At 68.4% G+C, this 18,453-nt stretch carries 12 protein-coding genes; 7 read left to right on the plus strand and 5 right to left on the minus strand.

What is annotated here, in order from left to right; translation table 11 throughout:
* Positions 1 to 113 precede the first annotated feature (113 nt).
* Both MSG_RS18665 and MSG_RS18670 read left to right on the plus strand, forming a co-directional pair.
* On the plus strand, positions 114 to 1,355 hold the full coding sequence (locus tag MSG_RS18665) for a cytochrome P450 (protein WP_096441903.1): 1,242 nt from the start codon (positions 114 to 116) through the stop codon (positions 1,353 to 1,355).
* Complete coding sequence (locus tag MSG_RS18670) at positions 1,355 to 1,942, plus strand: TetR/AcrR family transcriptional regulator (RefSeq protein WP_096444656.1); 588 nt, start codon at positions 1,355 to 1,357, stop codon at positions 1,940 to 1,942. The genes MSG_RS18665 and MSG_RS18670 overlap by 1 nt, the downstream gene beginning before the upstream one ends.
* On the opposite strand, the gene MSG_RS18675 is transcribed toward MSG_RS18670, so the two are convergent.
* Together MSG_RS18675 and MSG_RS18680 are read right to left on the minus strand one after the other, a co-directional pair.
* Positions 1,923 to 3,062: an acyltransferase family protein gene (locus tag MSG_RS18675; RefSeq protein WP_096441905.1), complete on the minus strand. Its 1,140-nt coding sequence runs from the start codon at positions 3,060 to 3,062 to the stop codon at positions 1,923 to 1,925. The genes MSG_RS18670 and MSG_RS18675 overlap by 20 nt on opposite strands.
* The gene (locus MSG_RS18680) at positions 3,059 to 4,789 is read right to left on the minus strand and encodes a DEAD/DEAH box helicase (RefSeq protein WP_096441907.1); all 1,731 of its coding nucleotides are present in this window, start codon (positions 4,787 to 4,789) and stop codon (positions 3,059 to 3,061) included. Before MSG_RS18680 ends, MSG_RS18675 begins: the two co-directional genes overlap by 4 nt.
* Before the next feature lie 63 nt (positions 4,790 to 4,852).
* On the opposite strand from MSG_RS18680, the gene MSG_RS18685 reads away from it, so the two are divergent.
* Both MSG_RS18685 and MSG_RS18690 read left to right on the plus strand, forming a co-directional pair.
* Positions 4,853 to 5,434: an LppP/LprE family lipoprotein gene (locus tag MSG_RS18685; RefSeq protein ID WP_096441909.1), complete on the plus strand. Its 582-nt coding sequence runs from the start codon at positions 4,853 to 4,855 to the stop codon at positions 5,432 to 5,434.
* A 56-nt stretch (positions 5,435 to 5,490) separates the two neighbouring features.
* Positions 5,491 to 8,919: a TM0106 family RecB-like putative nuclease gene (locus MSG_RS18690; RefSeq protein ID WP_373421179.1), complete on the plus strand. Its 3,429-nt coding sequence runs from the start codon at positions 5,491 to 5,493 to the stop codon at positions 8,917 to 8,919.
* Here the strand turns inward: MSG_RS18690 and MSG_RS18695 are convergent.
* Positions 8,894 to 10,531, minus strand: coding sequence for an MFS transporter (locus tag MSG_RS18695; RefSeq protein ID WP_232011077.1), 1,638 nt, complete (start codon positions 10,529 to 10,531; stop codon positions 8,894 to 8,896). The genes MSG_RS18690 and MSG_RS18695 overlap by 26 nt on opposite strands.
* 219 nt (positions 10,532 to 10,750) lie before the next feature.
* Here MSG_RS18695 and MSG_RS18700 point away from each other — a divergent pair, with 219 nt between their 5' ends.
* From MSG_RS18700 to MSG_RS18710, 3 genes are all read left to right on the plus strand, one after another.
* Positions 10,751 to 11,512, plus strand: a complete 762-nt coding sequence (locus tag MSG_RS18700; protein ID WP_181159205.1) for a hypothetical protein — start codon at positions 10,751 to 10,753, stop codon at positions 11,510 to 11,512.
* 183 nt (positions 11,513 to 11,695) lie between these two features.
* On the plus strand, positions 11,696 to 15,397 hold the full coding sequence (locus tag MSG_RS18705; protein ID WP_096441913.1) for a multifunctional oxoglutarate decarboxylase/oxoglutarate dehydrogenase thiamine pyrophosphate-binding subunit/dihydrolipoyllysine-residue succinyltransferase subunit: 3,702 nt from the start codon (positions 11,696 to 11,698) through the stop codon (positions 15,395 to 15,397).
* 134 nt (positions 15,398 to 15,531) lie between these two features.
* Complete coding sequence (locus tag MSG_RS18710) at positions 15,532 to 16,356, plus strand: SDR family NAD(P)-dependent oxidoreductase (RefSeq protein WP_096441915.1); 825 nt, start codon at positions 15,532 to 15,534, stop codon at positions 16,354 to 16,356.
* A 3-nt stretch (positions 16,357 to 16,359) separates the two neighbouring features.
* Here MSG_RS18710 and MSG_RS18715 read toward each other — a convergent pair whose 3' ends face one another.
* Both MSG_RS18715 and MSG_RS18720 read right to left on the minus strand, forming a co-directional pair.
* The gene (locus MSG_RS18715; protein ID WP_096441917.1) at positions 16,360 to 17,235 is read right to left on the minus strand and encodes a glycine betaine ABC transporter substrate-binding protein; all 876 of its coding nucleotides are present in this window, start codon (positions 17,233 to 17,235) and stop codon (positions 16,360 to 16,362) included.
* A gap of 19 nt (positions 17,236 to 17,254) precedes the next feature.
* On the minus strand, positions 17,255 to 18,448 hold the full coding sequence (locus MSG_RS18720) for an NAD(P)-dependent malic enzyme (RefSeq protein WP_096441919.1): 1,194 nt from the start codon (positions 18,446 to 18,448) through the stop codon (positions 17,255 to 17,257).
* Positions 18,449 to 18,453: the final 5 nt, after the last annotated feature.

Consider the following 18,453-nt stretch of genomic DNA (forward strand, 5'->3'; position numbering starts at 1 on the left):
GCATGTCTACGGGATAAGTAGTGCTTACGAGCTAGCGCGATCTTTCGTCAGGGGCTCCCACATCCTCGACATCGACGGTTGACACTGCCCCGGGATTGTCGTACGAATGAGACATGACTGCAGTTTTGTCTCACGACGCACCGGCCAGCTTCGAGCTGGCCAACGCCGACACCTGGTCGAATCCCTGGCCGATGTATCGCGCTTTGCGCGACCACGACCCAGTGCACCACGTCGTGCCCTCGAATCACCCCGAGCACGACTACTACGTGCTCTCGCGCCACGCCGACGTCTGGTCTGCCGCGCGCGACCACGAGACGTTCTCGTCCGCCCAGGGCTTGACGGTGAACTACAACGACCTGGAACTGATTGGGCTGCGGGATAATCCGCCTTTCGTGATGCAGGATCCCCCGGTGCATACCGAGTTCCGCAAGCTGGTGTCACGCGGCTTCACCCCGCGGCAGGTCGAGGCGGTGGAGCCGAAGGTCCGCGAGTTCGTCGTAGAGCGCATCGAAAAGCTGCGCGCCGAGGGCGGCGGCGATATCGTCACCGAGCTGTTCAAACCGCTGCCGTCGATGGTCGTCGCGCATTACCTCGGTGTGCCCGAAGAGGACTGGGCTCAGTTCGACGGTTGGACGCAGGCCATCGTCGCGGCCAACACCGCCGAGGGCGGGGTCGCTGGCGCGCTGGAAACCGTCGGCGACGCGGTCGGCTCGATGATGGCCTACTTCGCCGGCCTGATCGAGCGGCGCCGCACCGAGCTCGCGGACGACACGATTTCACATTTGGTCGCGGCGGGGGTGGGGGCCGACGGTGACATCTCCGGGACGCTGTCGATCCTGGCGTTCACCTTCACGATGGTCACCGGCGGAAACGATACCGTGACCGGAATGCTCGGCGGCTCAATGCCGTTGCTGCATCAGCGCCCCGACCAGCGCCGGCTGCTCATCGACGATCCGGGTCGCATCCCGGATGCGGTCGAGGAGCTGCTGCGGCTGACGTCCCCGGTGCAGGGGCTAGCGCGCACGACCACGCGCGACGTGACCATCGGCGACACCACGATCCCGGCGGGTCGCCGGGTGCTGCTGCTCTACGGCTCGGGCAACCGCGACGAACGCCAATATGGCTCGGAAGCAAGTGAACTCGACGTGACCCGGTGCCCGCGCAACATCCTGACCTTCAGCCACGGCGCGCATCACTGCCTGGGCGCGGCGGCCGCCCGCATGCAATCCCGCGTCGCGCTGACCGAGCTGCTGGACCGTTGCCCGGATTTCGAGGTCGACGAGTCGGCCATCGTCTGGGCCGGCGGCAGCTACGTCCGGCGTCCGTTGTCGGTGCCGATTCGCGTGCGGCCGTGATACCAGGCCGAGATTGGCTGGCCGCACACCGCACCGAGGCCGCAGCCGACCGGATCCTCGACGCGGCCGAACGGCTCTACACCGAGCGCGATCACGCCTCCATCGGTATGAACGAAATAGCCAGGGCCGCAGGATGTTCCCGGGCCACACTGTACCGGTACTTCGAGAACCGGGAGGCGCTACAGACGGCCTACGTGCACCGGGAGACCCACCGGCTGGGCCGCGAGATCATCGCCCGCACCGGCGCCATCGACAACGCGCACGAACGGCTGATCGCGAGCGTCCTCGTCACATTGCGGATGGTCCGTGAGAGTCCCGCGCTGGCATCGTGGTTCGCCACCAGCCGGCCGCCCGTCGGTGGCGAATTGGCCGGGCGGTCCGACGTGATCGCGGCGCTGGCGGCAGCGTTCCTGCACTCGCTAGGACCCGACGATCCCGCCGTTGTCGAGCGCCGGGCGCGCTGGACGGTCCGCGTGATCGTCTCGCTGCTGATGTACCCGGGCCGCGACGAGGACGATGAACGGGCGATGATCGACGAATTCGTCGTGCCGATCCTCACGCCGGTCGCTAGGCAGGCACCCGGGTGAGCCGGTGCAGCAGCCAGGCCGGCGGGATCGTCAGCACCAGCGTCGCGACGTAAAGGTAGAGCATGGAGCCGGTGTATACGTGCGCCATCACCACGTAGTCCATCGCGAATTCCATTGTCACCAGGTGGATCAGGAAGATCTCGTAGGAGATCTCGCCCAGCCAGACCATCGGCCGCGAGGCCAGTAGCCGCGAATACCACCCTCGGTCCCCCAGGGCCAGCGGCGCCACCGCCAGCGTCGCGATCACGGTGTAGAACACGGTCTTCCACAGCGCCTCGGGCAGCGACGCGGGCGAGGTGGTGGGCGCGCCCGCGATCGGGGTGGAGACGATGAAATAGCTGATGATCGCCAGCGGTATGGCCACGAACGCGTAGCAGTGCACGCGCATCGCCTGCAGCACAGTCAGCGACATGCCGCCGAGGAACCACGCCAGGTAGGTGGGCAGCCACAGCCGGGCACCGTCCGGGAACCAGTGGTCGGTGTGCACCAGGACCAGCCACGCCGGGCTGATCAGCATCAGGGCGAGCAGGGACCCCAACAGCAGCCTCGGCCGCCAGCGCCGCCGACAGACGACCGCCAGTAGGAAGTACGACAGAAACGGCAGGGCGACGTAGAAGGACCCCTCCACCGCGAGGCTCCACATTTGAGTGAGCCCCTGGTGTAGATACTTGCCGAGATAGCCGTCGGTGTAGATCTGCGTCAGCGTCAGGTTGCGGATCAGCCCGAGCCAGCTGTGCCCGGGATTGGGACCGGCCTCGCGGAAGTGGTACAGCACGTAGGCGAACAGGACGGTGATGACGTAGGCCGGCATGATGCGCCGGATACGATGCCGCGCATAGCGACTCACGGACGGGGGCGGGCCGTCGGTGACCGTCGCCTTCACCCAGGGACGAAACAGCAGAAAACCGGACAACACGAAGAAGATCGGCACGCCGATCTCCATCCGGGCCCCGACAAGCCCCCAGTAGCCGTGGGTGTACTTCCCGGTCGTGTAGGCCGCATGGGTGCCGACGACCAGAAGTGCGGCTACCGCCCGGATGCCGGTGAGCGAGGCGACCCGGTCGACGCCAGAGACCTGCTCCAGGCCACCCCGGGCGTCCTGTTCTTCGGACAGGGTCATTCGCCGTGCTTTCTGCGCGGCTTGCCGGCCTTGAATTCGCCGGCGCGTTTGCCGGCCTCGGCGCGCTTGCCGCCTGACCGCTCGGGGCGGAGGTCGATCAGAACACCCGAAATACGGGTTTTTTCAAGCTTTTTCAGCGTCGTCTGGGGCAGTTTGGCGGGCAGTTCCACCAGCGAGAAATCCGGCCCGATGGAGATGTGCCCGAAGTCGCTGCGATGCAGCCCGCCCTCGTTGGCGATGGCACCGACGATCGCGCCCGGGCCGATCTTGTGCCGCTTGCCCACGGCGATCCGGTAGGTACTGAACGGCCTTGTACCCCTTGCCTTGTCTGGACGCTCCCGGCGTTCGGTCGGGCGCTCGAACCGCTCGCGTCGCTGCGGCGGGGGCTCCGGGGCCATCAGGAACGCCTCGCCGTCGCGGGATTGCAGCGCCAGGGCCGCGGCGATGTCGGCCATCGGGACGTTGTGCTCGCGTTCGTAGTCCTCGACCAGTCTGCGGAACAGCTCGATGCCCGAGCCGCCGAGCGCGCTGGTAATGGAGTCGGCGAACTTGGCCACCCGCTGCGCGTTCACATCTTCGACCGTGGGCAGTTCCGCCTCGGTGAGCTTTTGCCGCGTCGCCTTCTCGATCGCGTTGAGCAGGTGGCGCTCTCGCGGCGAGACGAACAGCAGCGCGGCTCCCGAACGTCCCGCCCGGCCAGTGCGCCCGATGCGGTGCACGTAAGACTCGGTGTCGTGCGGGATGTCGTAGTTCAGCACGTGCGAGATGCGCTCGACGTCCAGGCCCCGGGCCGCGACGTCGGTGGCGACCAGGATGTCGATGCCGCCGTCGCGCAACGCGGCGATGGTCCGCTCGCGCTGCGCCTGCGCGATATCGCCGTTGATGGCAGCGGCGGAAAACCCTCGCGCACGCAGCTTTTCGGCTACTTCTTCGGTCGCCTGCTTGGTGCGTACGAAGACGATCATCGCCTCGAACGGCTCGGTCTCCAGGACGCGGGTCAGCGCGTCCATCTTGCGGGGGCCCGCGACCTGGATGTAACGCTGCGAAATGTTCTCGGCCGTAGCTGTTTTCGCCTTGAACGTCACCTCGAGCGGGTCGTGCAGGTACTTGGTGGTGATCTTGCGGATCGCCGGCGGCATGGTCGCCGAAAACAGAGCCACCTGTTTGTATTCCGGCGTCTCGGACAAGATGCGGTCGACCTCTTCGGCGAAGCCCATGGTGAGCATCTCGTCGGCCTCGTCGAGCACCAGGTAGTCCACGTGCGACAGGTCGAGCGTCCCGCGTTCGAGGTGGTCGATGACCCGGCCGGGCGTGCCGACCACCACCTGGGCGCCCCGCCGGAGCCCTGCCAGTTGCACGCCGTAGGACGAGCCGCCGTAGATCGGCAGCACGTTGATCTGCGGCAGGTGCGCACCGTAGCGGCTGAACGCCTCGGCGACCTGCAACGCCAGCTCTCGGGTGGGCGCCAGCACCAGAGCCTGGGTCGCCTTGTTGCTGACGTCGATCTTGGACAGGATCGGGATGGCGAACGCCGCCGTCTTTCCGGTGCCGGTCTGCGCCAGGCCCACCACGTCGGAGCCGGCCATCAGCGCCGGAATCGTGGCTGCCTGAATCGCCGTCGGCGACTCGTAGCCGACGTCGGCGATCGCCCGCATGACGGGGGCAGGAATCTGCAGCTCGGCAAACGTCGCAGAGGCAGCCGCAGGCGAGCTGTCCGGGAGGGTCATCGTCAGGCAAGCTTAGTGGTACGGCATGTCTGGCACACACCCGCGAGGCCGGTACCGGTACGGTTGCGCGATGTGTGGTCGCTACCCCGCCGTCCGAAGTCACTGATCGCTGCGGCCCTGCTCGCCGCCACCGTGAGCGGTTGCGGGTCCGGGGATTCCACGGTCACCAAGACGCCGCACGTCACGACGACCGCTACGCCGTCGATCACGGCCCCCGCCACACCATCGGCCCAAGCCGCCCCGACCAGCAGCGGGCCCGTCGACCCGTGCGCGGTCGATCTCGCGTCGCCGACGATCGCCAAGGTGGTCTCGGAGTTGCCGCGCGATCCGCGTAGTCAGCAGCCCTGGAACGCCGAGCCACTGGCCGGCAACTACAACCAGTGCGCCCAGTTGTCGGCGGTGATCATCAAGGCCAACACCAACGCGGTCAATCCGACCACCCGAGCCGTGCTGTTCCATCTCGGCCAGTTCATCCCGCAGGGCGTGCCCGACACCTACGGCTTCAACGGCATCGACCCGGCACAGACCACCGGTGACACCGTGGCGTTGACCTACCCCGGCGGCATCAACGGGCTGAATACCGACGTGCGCTTCCACTGGAACGGCAACGCCGTTGAGCTCATCGGGAACGCCCCGGGTCACTGACGGCGCACCATCGCCGAAACGCCGCAACGTCGGACCCCTGACCTACAGTTGCTGCTGTGTTCGTCACCGACGGCAGCCCCGAGCACAGGATTGTCTACAGCGCGTCGGACCTCGCCGCCGCCGCACGGTGCGAGTACGCCCTGCTGCGCGAGCTCGATGCAAAGCTCGGCCGCGGCCCTGCCGTCGCCGTCGCGGACGAACTGCTGGCGCGCACCGCGGCGCTGGGCAACGAGCACGAGCGGCGCGAACTCGACCGGTTGCGCGGCCAGTTCGGCGACGGCGTCGCGATCGGCCGCCCGGCCTACAGCATCGCCAGCTTCGCGGCCGCCGCCGAGGCCACGCAACGGGCCATCGCCCGGGCCGCCCCGGTGGTGTACCAGGCCGCCATGTTCGACGGGCGCTTCGTCGGATTCGCCGATTTCCTGGTCCGGGCCGGCGATCAGTACCGGCTCATCGACACGAAGCTGGCCCGCTCCCCCAAGGTCACCGCGTTGTTGCAGCTGGCCGCCTACGCCGACGCGCTGACCGCGGCGGGCGTCCCGGTCGCCCCGGAGGCCGAGCTGCGGCTGGGCGACGGCTCGGTGATGTCCTATCGGGTCGCCGACCTGATCCCGGTCTACCGATCCCAGCGCGCCCAGTTGCAGCGGTTGCTCGACGCGCACCAGGCTCGCGGCACAGCGGTGCGCTGGGAAGACGATGGGATCCGGGCGTGCTTCCGGTGCCCGCTCTGCGTCGAGCAGATACGCGCAACCGACGACCTGCTGCTGGTCGCCGGAATGCGAGTGAGCCAGCGCGACAAGCTCATTGACGCCGGTATCAGCACACTCGCCGATCTGGCGGCCCACGCGGGACCAGTGCCCGGCTTCGCGCCCAGCGCGCTGGGTAAACTGACCGCACAGGCCAAACTACAAGTGCGGCAACGGGACACCGGAACCCCGCAGTTCGAGGTAGCCGATCCGCAGCCGCTGGCCCTGCTGCCCGATCCCGACCCCGGTGACCTGTTCTTCGACTTCGAGGGCGACCCACTGTGGACCGCCGACGGGCACGACTGGGGCCTGGAATACCTGTTCGGCGTCCTGGAAGCCGGACCCACCGGCAAGTTCCGGCCGTTGTGGGCCCACAACCGGGTGAACGAGCGCAAGGCCCTGACCGACTTCCTGACCATGGTGGCCAAGCGCCGCAAGCGCCGGCCCAACATGCACATCTACCACTACGCGCCGTACGAGAAGACCGCGTTGCTGCGCCTTGCCGGACGCTACGGCGTCGGCGAGGACGAGGTCGACGAGCTGTTGCGCAGCGGCACGCTGGTCGACCTCTATCCCCTGGTGCGCAAAAGCATTCGCGCGGGCGCCGAATCGTTCGGCCTCAAGGCGCTGGAGCCGCTGTACATGGGGGCCCAGCTGCGCGCCGGTGAGGTCACCACGGCCACCGATTCGATCACGTCCTACGCGCGCTACTGCGAACTGCAGGCCGACGGCCGCGCCGACGAGGCCGCGACGCTGCTCAAGGAGATCGAGGACTACAACCGCTACGACTGCCGGTCGACGCAGGAGCTGCGCAACTGGCTCCTGGTGCGCGCCCTGGAGTCCGGCATCACACCCATTGGCGCCCAACCGGTTTCCGACAGCGGTGGGGTCGAGGACCACGACCGGTTGGCCGAGCGGTTGGCGGAGTTCACCGGTGACGTCGCCGTCGGCGACCGCACCCCCGAGCAGATCGCCGTCGCGCTGGTGGCCGCGGCCCGGGGTTATCACCGGCGCGAGGACAAGCCCTTCTGGTGGGCGCATTTCGACCGGCTGAACTTCCCGGTCGAGGAGTGGGCGGACAACACCGACGTCTTCGTCGCCGACGACGCGGTGCTGGTCGAAAAGTGGCATACCCCCCCGCGGGCCCGAAAGCCGCAGCGGCGGGTGCGGCTTCGCGGCGGGCTGGCCCGCGGCGACCTGACGCGGAACGTGTTCGCGCTCTACGAACCCCCGGCCCCGGCGAGCATGACCGACGACCCCGACCGCCGGGCGGCCGGACGCGCCGAGGTCTGCGAGGTCGACGACGCCGCGGCGCCCACCGAGGTGCTGATCGTCGAACGAGTCGGTGGCGACGGCAGGCCATTCCATCAGCTGCCGTTCGCGCTCACTCCCGGTCCGCCCGTTTCGACCGCGGCGCTGCGGGATTCGATCGAGTCGACCGCACAAGCGCTGGCCGCGGGGTTGCCGGCGCTGCCTCGCGACGCGATGGCCGACATCCTGCTGCGCCGCGCACCCCGCACCCGCAGCGGCAACGCGCTGCCCCACGACGGCGATACCGTCGACGACATCACCGCGGCGGTCATCGACCTCGACTCGTCGTATGTCGCGGTGCACGGACCGCCGGGGACCGGCAAGACCTACACCGCCGCCCAGGTGATAGCCCGCCTGGTCACGGGGCATGCCTGGCGCGTCGGCGTGGTGGCCCAGTCGCATGCGACGGTGGAAAACCTGCTGGGCGCGGTCATCGACGCCGGGCTGGACCCGGGGCGGGTCGCCAAGAAGCGGTACGACCACCAGGCCCCGCGGTGGCGCGAGATCGACAGCAACGATTACGCCGCGTTCATCGGCGACACCACCGGTTGTGTGATCGGCGGCACGGCTTGGGATTTCGCCAACGCCAACCGGGTGCGGCCGGGCAGCCTCGAGTTGCTGGTGATCGACGAGGCCGGCCAGTTCTGCCTGGCCAACACCGTCGCCGTGGCGCCCGCGGCCCGGAACCTGCTGCTGCTCGGGGACCCCCAGCAGCTGCCGCAGGTCAGTCAGGGTACCCATCCCGAACAGGTCGACACCTCCGCGCTGGACTGGCTGGTCGACGGCCAGCGCACGCTACCCGACGAGCGCGGTTACTTCCTGGACCGCTCCTACCGCATGCATCCGGCGGTCTGCGCGGCGGTTTCGGCGCTGGCCTACGAGGGCCGGCTGCAGTCGAACCTCGAACGCGCGGGCGCACGTCGCCTCGACGGCTACCAACCCGGCGTGCACGTGCATCTGGTTGGCCACCAAGGCAATTCGATCGAGAGTCCCGAAGAGGCCGACGCCGTCCTGGCCGAGATCCGGCGACTGCTGGGATCGGCTTGGACCGACGAGCGCGGCACGCGGCCGCTGGCCCCGTCCGACGTGCTGGTGCTGGCGCCGTACAACGCGCAGGTGGCGCTGGTGCGTCGGCGGCTGGCGGCGGCCGGGCTCGACGAGGTCCGGGTCGGCACCGTCGACAAGTTCCAGGGCGGGCAGGCCCCGGTGGTCTTCATCTCCATGACGGCGTCGTCGGTCGACGAGGTGCCGCGGGGAATGTCTTTCCTGCTCAACCGAAATCGGCTCAACGTCGCCGTCAGCCGGGCTCAGTACGCCGCGGTCGTGGTGCGCTCGGAACTGCTGACCGAGTATCTGCCCGGCACGCCGGCCGGCCTGACCGAGCTGGGCGCCTTTCTGGCCCTCACCTCGACCGGCGAGTCGGGTTAACATCGGCGACGCCGAAACCGTTGCGGGACAAGGGCGCCGGCTCCGCATCCGGTTCGCGACGAAGGACGAACTCGACGTAGTCGTCGTAATCGTCGTCGACGCCGTCGCCAACGTCAGGTCCGGGCGGCTCGGCTCGCCGGCCCGCGCGGGCCGGCCGCGACGGTGACGAGCCGAGCAGGAACAGCGCCGCGATGATGCCGAACAACGCGATGAACGCGGGCAGCAACACCGATTGCGCCATCGCGTCGGAGAACGGCTCGCGCAGGAAGGCGGGCAACTGCAGGCCGAGGCCGTCCTCGCTTTCGCCGGAGGCGGGCGGCAGCTCGGCGCCGATCCGTGCCGTCATGAACGCGGCCATGCCGGCACTACCGAGCACCGCCCCCAGCTGGCGAACGGTGTTGTACACTGCGGAACCCGCGCCGGCCAGCTCCGGCGGTAAGTTGCGGGTCGCCGTGGCCGTCAGCAGCGACCAGACGAACGCCATCCCGACGCCGACGGCGAAGAACGGCAGGGCCAGCCGCCAGATGGGTGTGCCCGGGTTCATCTCGAACGACAGCCAGGTCAGGGCGATCGCCAACACCGAGAAGCCGAAGCCCAGCACCGGGAGCGGGTGGGCGCGATCGACGATCCGCCCGACGAACGGCGCGAACACACCGTTGGCGACGGCCATCGGCGCGATCAGCAGCGCCGAGCGCGTCGGAGACAGCCCGCAGACGGCCTGCATGAAGAACGTCACCGGCAGCATCATCGACGTCGCCGCGAACGCGGTGACCGCGACTCCGAGGTTGCACAGGCTGAAGTCGCGGTCGGCGAAGATCTGCAGCGGGATCATCGGTTCGTGGGCGTTCACCGACTGCCAGTAGACGAACCCCGTCATGCATCCGATCCCCGCCACGATCAGCGCCCAGATCCAGGGCTGCCAGCGCGCGGTCTCGCCTTGCTGCAGGGCGAAGACGATCAGAAACATGCCCACGGTGGACAGCACGACGCCGATCACGTCGAACCGGTGGACCTGGGTGGGCAGCTCCGGGACCAGCCACACCGCCAGCGCGATCCCGGCGATGCCGATGGGGACGTTGACGAAGAAAATCCACTCCCATCCGAGGCCGTCGACGAGGATGCCCCCGGCCAGCGGTCCCACCAGGCTGGCCAACCCGGCGGTGGCACCCCACACGCTCACCGCCACGCCGCGCCGCTGCGCCGGGAAGATCCGGGTGATGGTGGACAGGGTCTGCGGCGTCAGCACCCCGGCGCCTACGCCCTGCACCACCCGGGCGGCGATCAGCATCGCGGCGCTGCCCGACAGCCCACACCACATCGAGGCCGCGGTGAACACCACTAGGCCGAGCAGGTAGAGATTCTTGGGTCCGAACCGGTCACCGAGCCGCCCCGCCACCAGCAGCACCACCACGTACCCCAGCAGGTAAGCGCTGGTCACCCAGACGACGGTGCCGTAACCGATGCGCAGCTCGGCCATGATGGTCGGGTTAGCGATGGCGACGATGGTCGAGTCGACCATGATCATGAAGAAGCCGATCATCATCGCCCACAGCGCGTACCACGGATTCCCGCGCCGGGCTCGCCCGGGCAGCCGCGACCTCGGCGTGGTCATCTGCCCCACCTCGTTTCGGCTCCCGACGATGCTGCCAGCGATACATGCGCGACACAGGGCCACGCCTGACCCGCGGCGCCCCGACCGCCTTGCATTATCCCGGGCGGCCGACCCGGCGGCACGGCCGCGGACCCCGATACCCGGAAACGCCGCAGCTCGACCCCGGTTTAGCAAACACGGGTTAGCCTGGAAGGGACCTTGATCCCAGGAGAGACCATTATGAGCGCTCGACGCACCGAGCGAAGCTCTGCTCCCGATCGGCAGCCGGGCGCCCCGACCGGTCGACCCAAGGCGTCCACGCGCGCATTGGCGCAGGTCATCGAGCGCAGCACGCGAATCCAGAATCCGGCCGCCGCGGCCTACGTCTCCCGGCTGCGGCGGGCACACCCAGGCGCCAGCCCCGCGGAGGTCGTGGCCATGCTGGAGAAGCGGTACCTGGCCGCGCTGACGGCCAGCGGCGCAGCGGTCGGTTCGGCGGCGACGTTCCCCGGCGTGGGCACACTCGCGGCGGTGTCCGCCGGGGCCGGCGAGACCATGTTCTTCATGGAGGCAACCGCCGTCTTCGTGCTGGCCAACGCGGTGGTGTACGGAATCCCCGCCGACCACCGGGAGCGGCGCCGCGCTCTGGTGCTGTCGGTGCTGGTGGGCGACGACAGCAGGCGGGCGATCGGCGAACTGATCGGGCCGGGCCGCACCAACGGCGGCTGGCTGGCCGAGGGAATGGCGTCGCTGCCGCTGTCGAGTCTGGGCCGATTGAACACCCGGATGCTCAAGTACTTCGTCAAGCGGTACGCCGTGCGACGCGGCGCGCTGATGTTCGGCAAGATGCTGCCGGTCGGCATCGGCGCGGCAATCGGCGGCGCCGGCAACCGCATCGTGGGCAAAAAGATCGTGAGCAATGCCCGCCAGGCGTTCGGCCCCCCACCGGCACGCTGGCCGAGTACCCTGCACGTGCTGCCGACGATCCACGGGGTCGGGTAGCGGTCCGCCGGCGGGGTTCATCTCCTCTCTCTGGCGGATTGACCGCGAAGCGATAGCCTTTATGGAGCGGAGCAGGACTGCAGCCGCCAACGGTGTGAGGTACTCCGCTGGGCGGGGTGTGGGAAAATCGCAGGCGCCGACCAAAGCGCTTGCAGAACAAAGGAATTGAGGCGAACAGCGGCCGTGAGCAACGTAAGTTCACCGTTCGGGCAAAACGAATGGCTGGTCGAAGAAATGTACCGCAAGTTCCGCGACGACCCGTCGTCGGTGGATCCCAGCTGGCACGAATTCCTGGTTGACTACAACCCCGAGTCCATCGCACCGGCGCAGGACACCCCGAGCGCCGCGAAGCCGCCGCAACCCCAGCCCGCCACACCGGCACAGCCCACGGCCGCGACACCCGCCCCGGCCAAGGCCGCACCCGCACCTGCAACCAGCGGCAACGGCGCCGCCGCCGCACCCGCCAAAGCCCCGACCCCCCCGCCCGCCGAGGGCGACGAGCTGCAGGTGCTGCGCGGCGCCGCCGCGGCCGTCGTCAGGAACATGTCCGCGTCCCTGGACGTGCCGACGGCGACCAGTGTCCGGGCCGTCCCGGCCAAGCTGATGATCGACAACCGGATCGTCATCAACAACCAGCTCAAGCGCACCCGCGGCGGCAAGATCTCGTTCACCCACCTGCTGGGCTACGCGCTGGTGCAGGCGGTCAAGGCGTTCCCCAACATGAACCGGCACTACGCCGAGGTCGACGGCAAACCCACCGCGGTCACCCCGGCGCACACCAACCTCGGCCTGGCCATCGACCTGCAGGGCAAGGACGGCAAGCGCTCGCTGGTGGTGGCCGGCATCAAGAAGTGCGAGGAGATGCGCTTCGCCGAATTCGTCTCGGCCTACGAAGACATCGTGCGGCGCGCCCGCGATGGCAAGCTGACCGCGGAAGACTTTGCCGGAGTGACGATTTCGCTGACCAACCCCGGCACCATCGGTACCGTGCACTCGGTGCCGCGGCTAATGGCCGGCCAGGGCGCGATCATCGGCGTCGGCGCGATGGAATACCCCGCGGAGTTCCAGGGCGCCAGCGAGGAACGCATCGCCGAGCTCGGCATCGGCAAGCTGATCACCCTGACCTCGACCTACGATCACCGCATCATCCAGGGCGCCGAGTCCGGCGACTTCCTGCGCACCATCCACGAGATGCTGCTCTCGGATGCGTTCTGGGACGAGATCTTCCGCGAACTGGGCAACCCGTACCTGCCGGTGCGGTGGAGCACCGACAACCCGGACTCGATCGTCGACAAAAACGCCCGCGTGATGGAGTTGATCGCGGCCTACCGCAACCGCGGCCACCTGATGGCCGACATCGACCCGCTGCGGCTGGACACCAGCCGGTTCCGCAGCCACCCGGACCTGGAGATCCTCAATCACGACCTGACGCTGTGGGATCTGGACCGGGTGTTCAAGGTCAACGGCTTCGGCGGCCGCGAGTACTCGAAGCTGCGCGACGTGCTGGGCCTGCTGCGCGACGCCTACTGCCGCCACATCGGCGTCGAGTACACCCACATCCTCGAGCCCGAACAGCAGCGCTGGCTCGAGGAGCGCATCGAAACCAAACACGTCAAACCCACTGTGGGCGAACAGAAGTACATCCTGAGCAAGCTCAACGCCGCCGAGGCCTTCGAAACCTTCCTGCAAACCAAATACGTTGGGCAGAAACGGTTCTCGCTGGAAGGTGCCGAGAGTCAGATCCCGCTGATGGATGCGGTGATCGACCAGTGCGCCGAGCACGGTCTGGACGAGGTGGTCATCGGGATGCCGCACCGGGGCCGGCTCAACGTGCTGGCCAACATCGTCGGCAAGCCCTACTCACAGATCTTCTCCGAGTTCGAGGGCAACCTGAACCCGTCGCAGGCGCACGGTTCCGGTGACGTCAAGTACCACCTGGGCGCCACCGGGGTCTACATACAGATGTTCGGCGACAACGACATTCAGGTGTCGCTGACCGCCAACCCGTCGCACCTGGAGGCCGTCGACCCGGTGTTGGAGGGGCTGGTGCGGGCCAGGCAGGACCTGCTGGACCGGGGCACCGACGACTACGGCGGCAAGAGCTTCGCGGTGGTGCCGCTGATGTTGCACGGCGACGCCGCCTTCGCCGGACAGGGCGTGGTCGCCGAGACGCTGAACCTGGCGCTGCTGCCGGGCTATCGCGTCGGCGGCACCATCCACGTGATCGTCAACAACCAGATCGGCTTCACCACCGCACCGGAGTTCTCCCGATCCAGCGAGTACTGCACCGATGTGGCGAAAATGATTGGTGCGCCGATCTTTCACGTCAACGGCGACGACCCGGAGGCGTGCGTGTGGGTGGCACGGCTGGCAGTGGACTTCCGGCAGAAGTTCCGCAAGGACGTCGTGATCGACATGCTGTGCTACCGCCGCCGCGGGCACAACGAAGGCGACGACCCGTCGATGACCAACCCGTACATGTACGACGTCGTCGACACCAAGCGCGGGGCCCGCAAGAGCTACACCGAAGCGCTGATCGGCCGCGGCGACATCTCGTTGAAGGAGGCCGAGGACGCGCTGCGCGACTACCAGGGCCAGCTGGAGCAGGTGTTCAACGAGGTGCGCGAGGTGGAAAAGCACGGCGTGCAACCGAGTTCGTCCGTCGAGGCTGACCAGGTGGTGCCCGCGGGGCTGTCCACCGCGGTCGACAAGTCGCTGCTGGCCCGCATCGGCGACGCGTTCCTGGCCGTTCCGGACGGATTCACCGTGCACCCGCGCGTCAAGCCGGTGCTCGAGAGGCGCCGCGAGATGGCCTACGAGGGCAAGATCGACTGGGCCTTCGGTGAGCTGCTTGCCCTGGGATCGCTTGTCGCCGAGGGCAAGCTGGTCCGGCTGTCCGGCCAGGACACCCGTCGCGGCACCTTCTCCCAGCGGCATTCGGTGATCATCGACAGGCACACCGGCGCGGAGTTCACCCCGTTGCAGCTGCTGGCGACCAACAAGGACGGCACCCCGTCCGGCGGCAAGTTCCTGGTCTACGACTCCCCGCTGTCCGAGTACGCCACCGTGGGCTTCGAATACGGCTACACCGTGGGCAACCCGGACGCACTCGTGTTGTGGGAGGCGCAGTTCGGCGACTTCGTCAACGGTGCCCAGTCGATCATCGACGAGTTCATCAGCTCCGGCGAGGCCAAGTGGGGCCAGCTGTCCAATGTGGTGTTGTTGCTGCCGCACGGCCACGAGGGGCAGGGACCCGACCACACCTCGGGCCGCATCGAACGCTTCCTGCAACTGTGGGCGGAGGGTTCGATGACGATCGCGGTTCCGTCGACGCCGTCGAACTACTTCCACCTATTGCGCCGGCACGCGCTGGACGGTGTGCAGCGCCCGCTGATCGTCTTCACCCCGAAGTCCATGCTGCGCAACAAGGCGGCCGTCAGCGACATCCGGGACTTCACCGAGATCAAGTTCCGTTCGGTGCTCGAGGAACCCACCTACGAGGACGGCATCGGCGATCGCGGCAAAGTCCGGCGGGTCCTGCTGACCAGCGGCAAGATCTACTACGAGCTGGTGGCACGCAAGGCCAAGGACAACCGCGACGACGTGGCGATCGTGCGGATCGAGCAGTTGGCGCCGCTGCCGAAGCGGCGGCTCAGCGAGACGCTGGACCGCTACGAGGACGCCCACGAGTTCTTCTGGGTCCAGGAGGAGCCGGCCAATCAGGGCGCGTGGCCGCGGTTCGGCCTGGAGCTGCCGGAGCTGCTGCCGGAAAAGCTGACGGGGATCAAGCGGATCTCCCGCCGGGCGATGTCGGCGCCGTCGTCGGGTTCGTCGAAGGTGCACGCGGTCGAGCAGCAGGAGATCCTCGACACGGCGTTCGGCTGAGGGACGAAGACGAACGGCCGGGTCGATGACGGACTGCGCACGGCGTTCGGCTGAGGGACGAAGACCCGGCGGTATCGGGGACCGCCGGTACCGGCTAACCTCGACGCAGTTGCTCAAGACGAGGGAGCGGGTACATGCAGAGGTTCGCAGGCAAGGTCGCGGTCGTCACCGGTGCCGGTTCGGGTATCGGGCAGGCGCTGGCCATCGAGCTGGGCCGCTCGGGTGCCAGCCTGGCGATCAGCGACGTCGACACCGAGGGCCTGGCGCACACCGAGGAGCAGCTCAAGGCGATCGGCGCCCCGGTCAAGGCCGACCGCCTGGACGTGACCGAACGCGAGGCGTTCCTGCTGTACGCCGACGCCGTCAAGGAGCATTTCGGCAAGGTCAACCAGATCTACAACAACGCCGGCATCGCCTTCACCGGCGACATCGAGGTCAGCCAGTTCAAGGACATCGAGCGGGTGATGGACGTCGACTTCTGGGGCGTCGTGAACGGCACCAAGGCCTTTCTGCCGCACCTGATCGCCTCGGGCGACGGCCACGTCATCAATATTTCCAGCATTTTCGGGCTGTTCTCGGTGCCGGGCCAGGCGGCGTACAACTCGGCCAAGTTCGCCGTCCGCGGCTTCACCGAGGCGCTGCGCCAGGAGATGATCCTGGCGAAGCACCCGGTGAAAGTGACCACCGTGCACCCCGGCGGCATCAAGACCGCGATCGCCCGCAACGCCACCGCCGCCGAGGGCCTCGACCCCGATCAACTGGCCAAGCTGTTCGACAAGCGGCTGGCGCGCACCAGCCCGGAGCAAGCCGCCCGCATCATCCTCGACGGCGTGCACAAGAACCGGGCGCGGGTGCTGGTGGGCGCCGACGCCAAGATCCTCGACATCATGGTCCGCCTGCTCGGCTCTGGCTATCAGCGCGTCGTCGGCTCGTCGATGGGACGGTTGATCCCGCGCTAGGGCTCAGCGGCCCAGCGGGTGCTCGCCGAGCCAGCCGCCGGCCACCACCTGCGGGTCCGCGCCGGACGCCACCTGACGGCGCATGTCGGCCAGGGCCGCGGTATCCAGCACGCCGGCCACTTCGTTGATCGCCAGCAACTGCCGGTCGGTCAGAGCGTTGCGCCGGTACAGCGGCACCACGTTCTCGGCCTGGATGAGCGTCGGCTTGCCATCGGCCAGCGAAACCAGGTCGCCGGGGATCGCCGGGTCGGCGGTGCTGGTCCACGCCGCGGTGAGCTGACCGGCCCGCACAGCATTGAACATCGTTGCCTCGTCCAGGAATTCGCGTGCCACGGGCAGCCGGCAACCGCGGATCGCCTCCGGCGCCCCGCGGCCGGCGACGATCCCGAGCACCAGCCCGTCGCAATGCTTGAGCACCAGGGAAAGATCCGCATTGCGGTCGTTGCCGCCCCACGCCTTGGCGGTCGATTGCGTCACCACCAACAGCGGTTTGTCCTCGGCCGCCGTGGTGTAGTCGCCCGCGGCGACCCCTTCCGGCAGCGCCGCGACCATCGTGCGGTAGACCTGCGTGTCGGACAGCGCCGCCGCGCCCGGCCGCAGGATTTGCAGCATCCGACCGGTGAAGGCCGGCACGACGGTGAACGCTCCCGAGTCCAGCTGGGCCATCGGACTGTCGCTCGTCTCGGTGCGGGCGGCGAAGCCGTAGGACCGCAGTGCCGCCGCGTAGATCGCGGCCAGCAGCGTCGACTCAGCGTCGCGCCCGGAACCGACCACCACCCCGGCCGGATGGCTGTTGCCGGGGTGGGTGGCGCAGCCGGCGCACGAGAGCATTCCCAACGCGGCGGCCACCAGCAGGGCGGCCAGCCTGCCGGCCCTCACCCGCGTGGCCCGCGGCCGGTCAGGCTTCCGCAGCCTGAGCCACCGCCTTGGCCACCGCCTCGCCGACGCTGTGGTCCAGCGGGCTCGGGACGATTCGGTCGGGCGCGAGGTCGTCGCTGACGACGGAGTAAATCGCCTCGGCGGCCGCCACCATCATCTTCTCGGTGATCCGGCGCGCCCCGGCATCCAGGGCGCCGCGGAACACCCCCGGGAAGGCCAACACGTTGTTGATCTGGTTCGGGAAGTCGCTGCGGCCGGTCGCCACCACCGCGGCGTAGCGGGCCGCGATGTCGGGGTGGATCTCCGGGTCGGGGTTGGACAGCGCGAACACGATGCCGTTGGGCGCCATCGTGGCGATCAGCTCCTCGGGCACTACGCCCGCCGAAACCCCGAGGAACACGTCGGCGCCGCCGAGTGCCTCCACCATGCCCCCGGTGACGCCGCGGGGGTTGGTGAGGCGGGCCAGATCGGCCTTGACCGCGTTCATGTCGTCGCGGTCGCTGTGCAGGACGCCGCGCGAGTCGAGCACTGTGATATCCGAAACGCCTTCTGCCAGAAGTAGTTTAGAGCAGGCAACACCCGCAGCGCCGGCACCGGAGACCACCACCTTCAGCGAGCTCATGTCGCGGCCGAGCAACTTGGACGCACCCTTCATCGCCGCGAGCACCACGATCGCCGTGCCGTGCTGGTCGTCGTGCATCACCGGGCAGTCCAGCGCCTCGATTGCCCGTCGCTCGATCTCGAAACAGCGAGGGGCCGAGATGTCCTCGAGGTTGACCGCGCCGAACGTCGGCCGCAGCCGCACCAGTGTCTCGACGATCTCGTCGGGGTCCTTGGTAGCCAGCACGACCGGGATCGCGTCGAGCCCCGCGAACTCCTTGAACAGCGCGCTCTTGCCCTCCATCACCGGCAGCGCCGCGGCCGGGCCGATGTCGCCGAGGCCCAGCACTGCGCTCCCGTCGCTGACGACGGCCACCAGCCGGTTGGCCCAGGTGTAGCGGGCCGCGAGCGTGTGATCGGCGGCGATCGCCCGGCTGACCTGCGCGACGCCCGGGGTGTAGGCGATCGACAGGGCGCGCTTGGTGTCCAGCGGGGACTTGAGCTCTACGGAGAGCTTTCCCCCAGCGTGCGCCTCGAAGATCTCGTCATCGCCGATGACGAATTTTTCGGACTGCGCAATTTCTGACACCGCATCAGGGTACTGACTACTCATTAGTA

Source organism: Mycobacterium shigaense, assembly GCF_002356315.1.
GTDB lineage: Bacteria > Actinomycetota > Actinomycetes > Mycobacteriales > Mycobacteriaceae > Mycobacterium > Mycobacterium shigaense.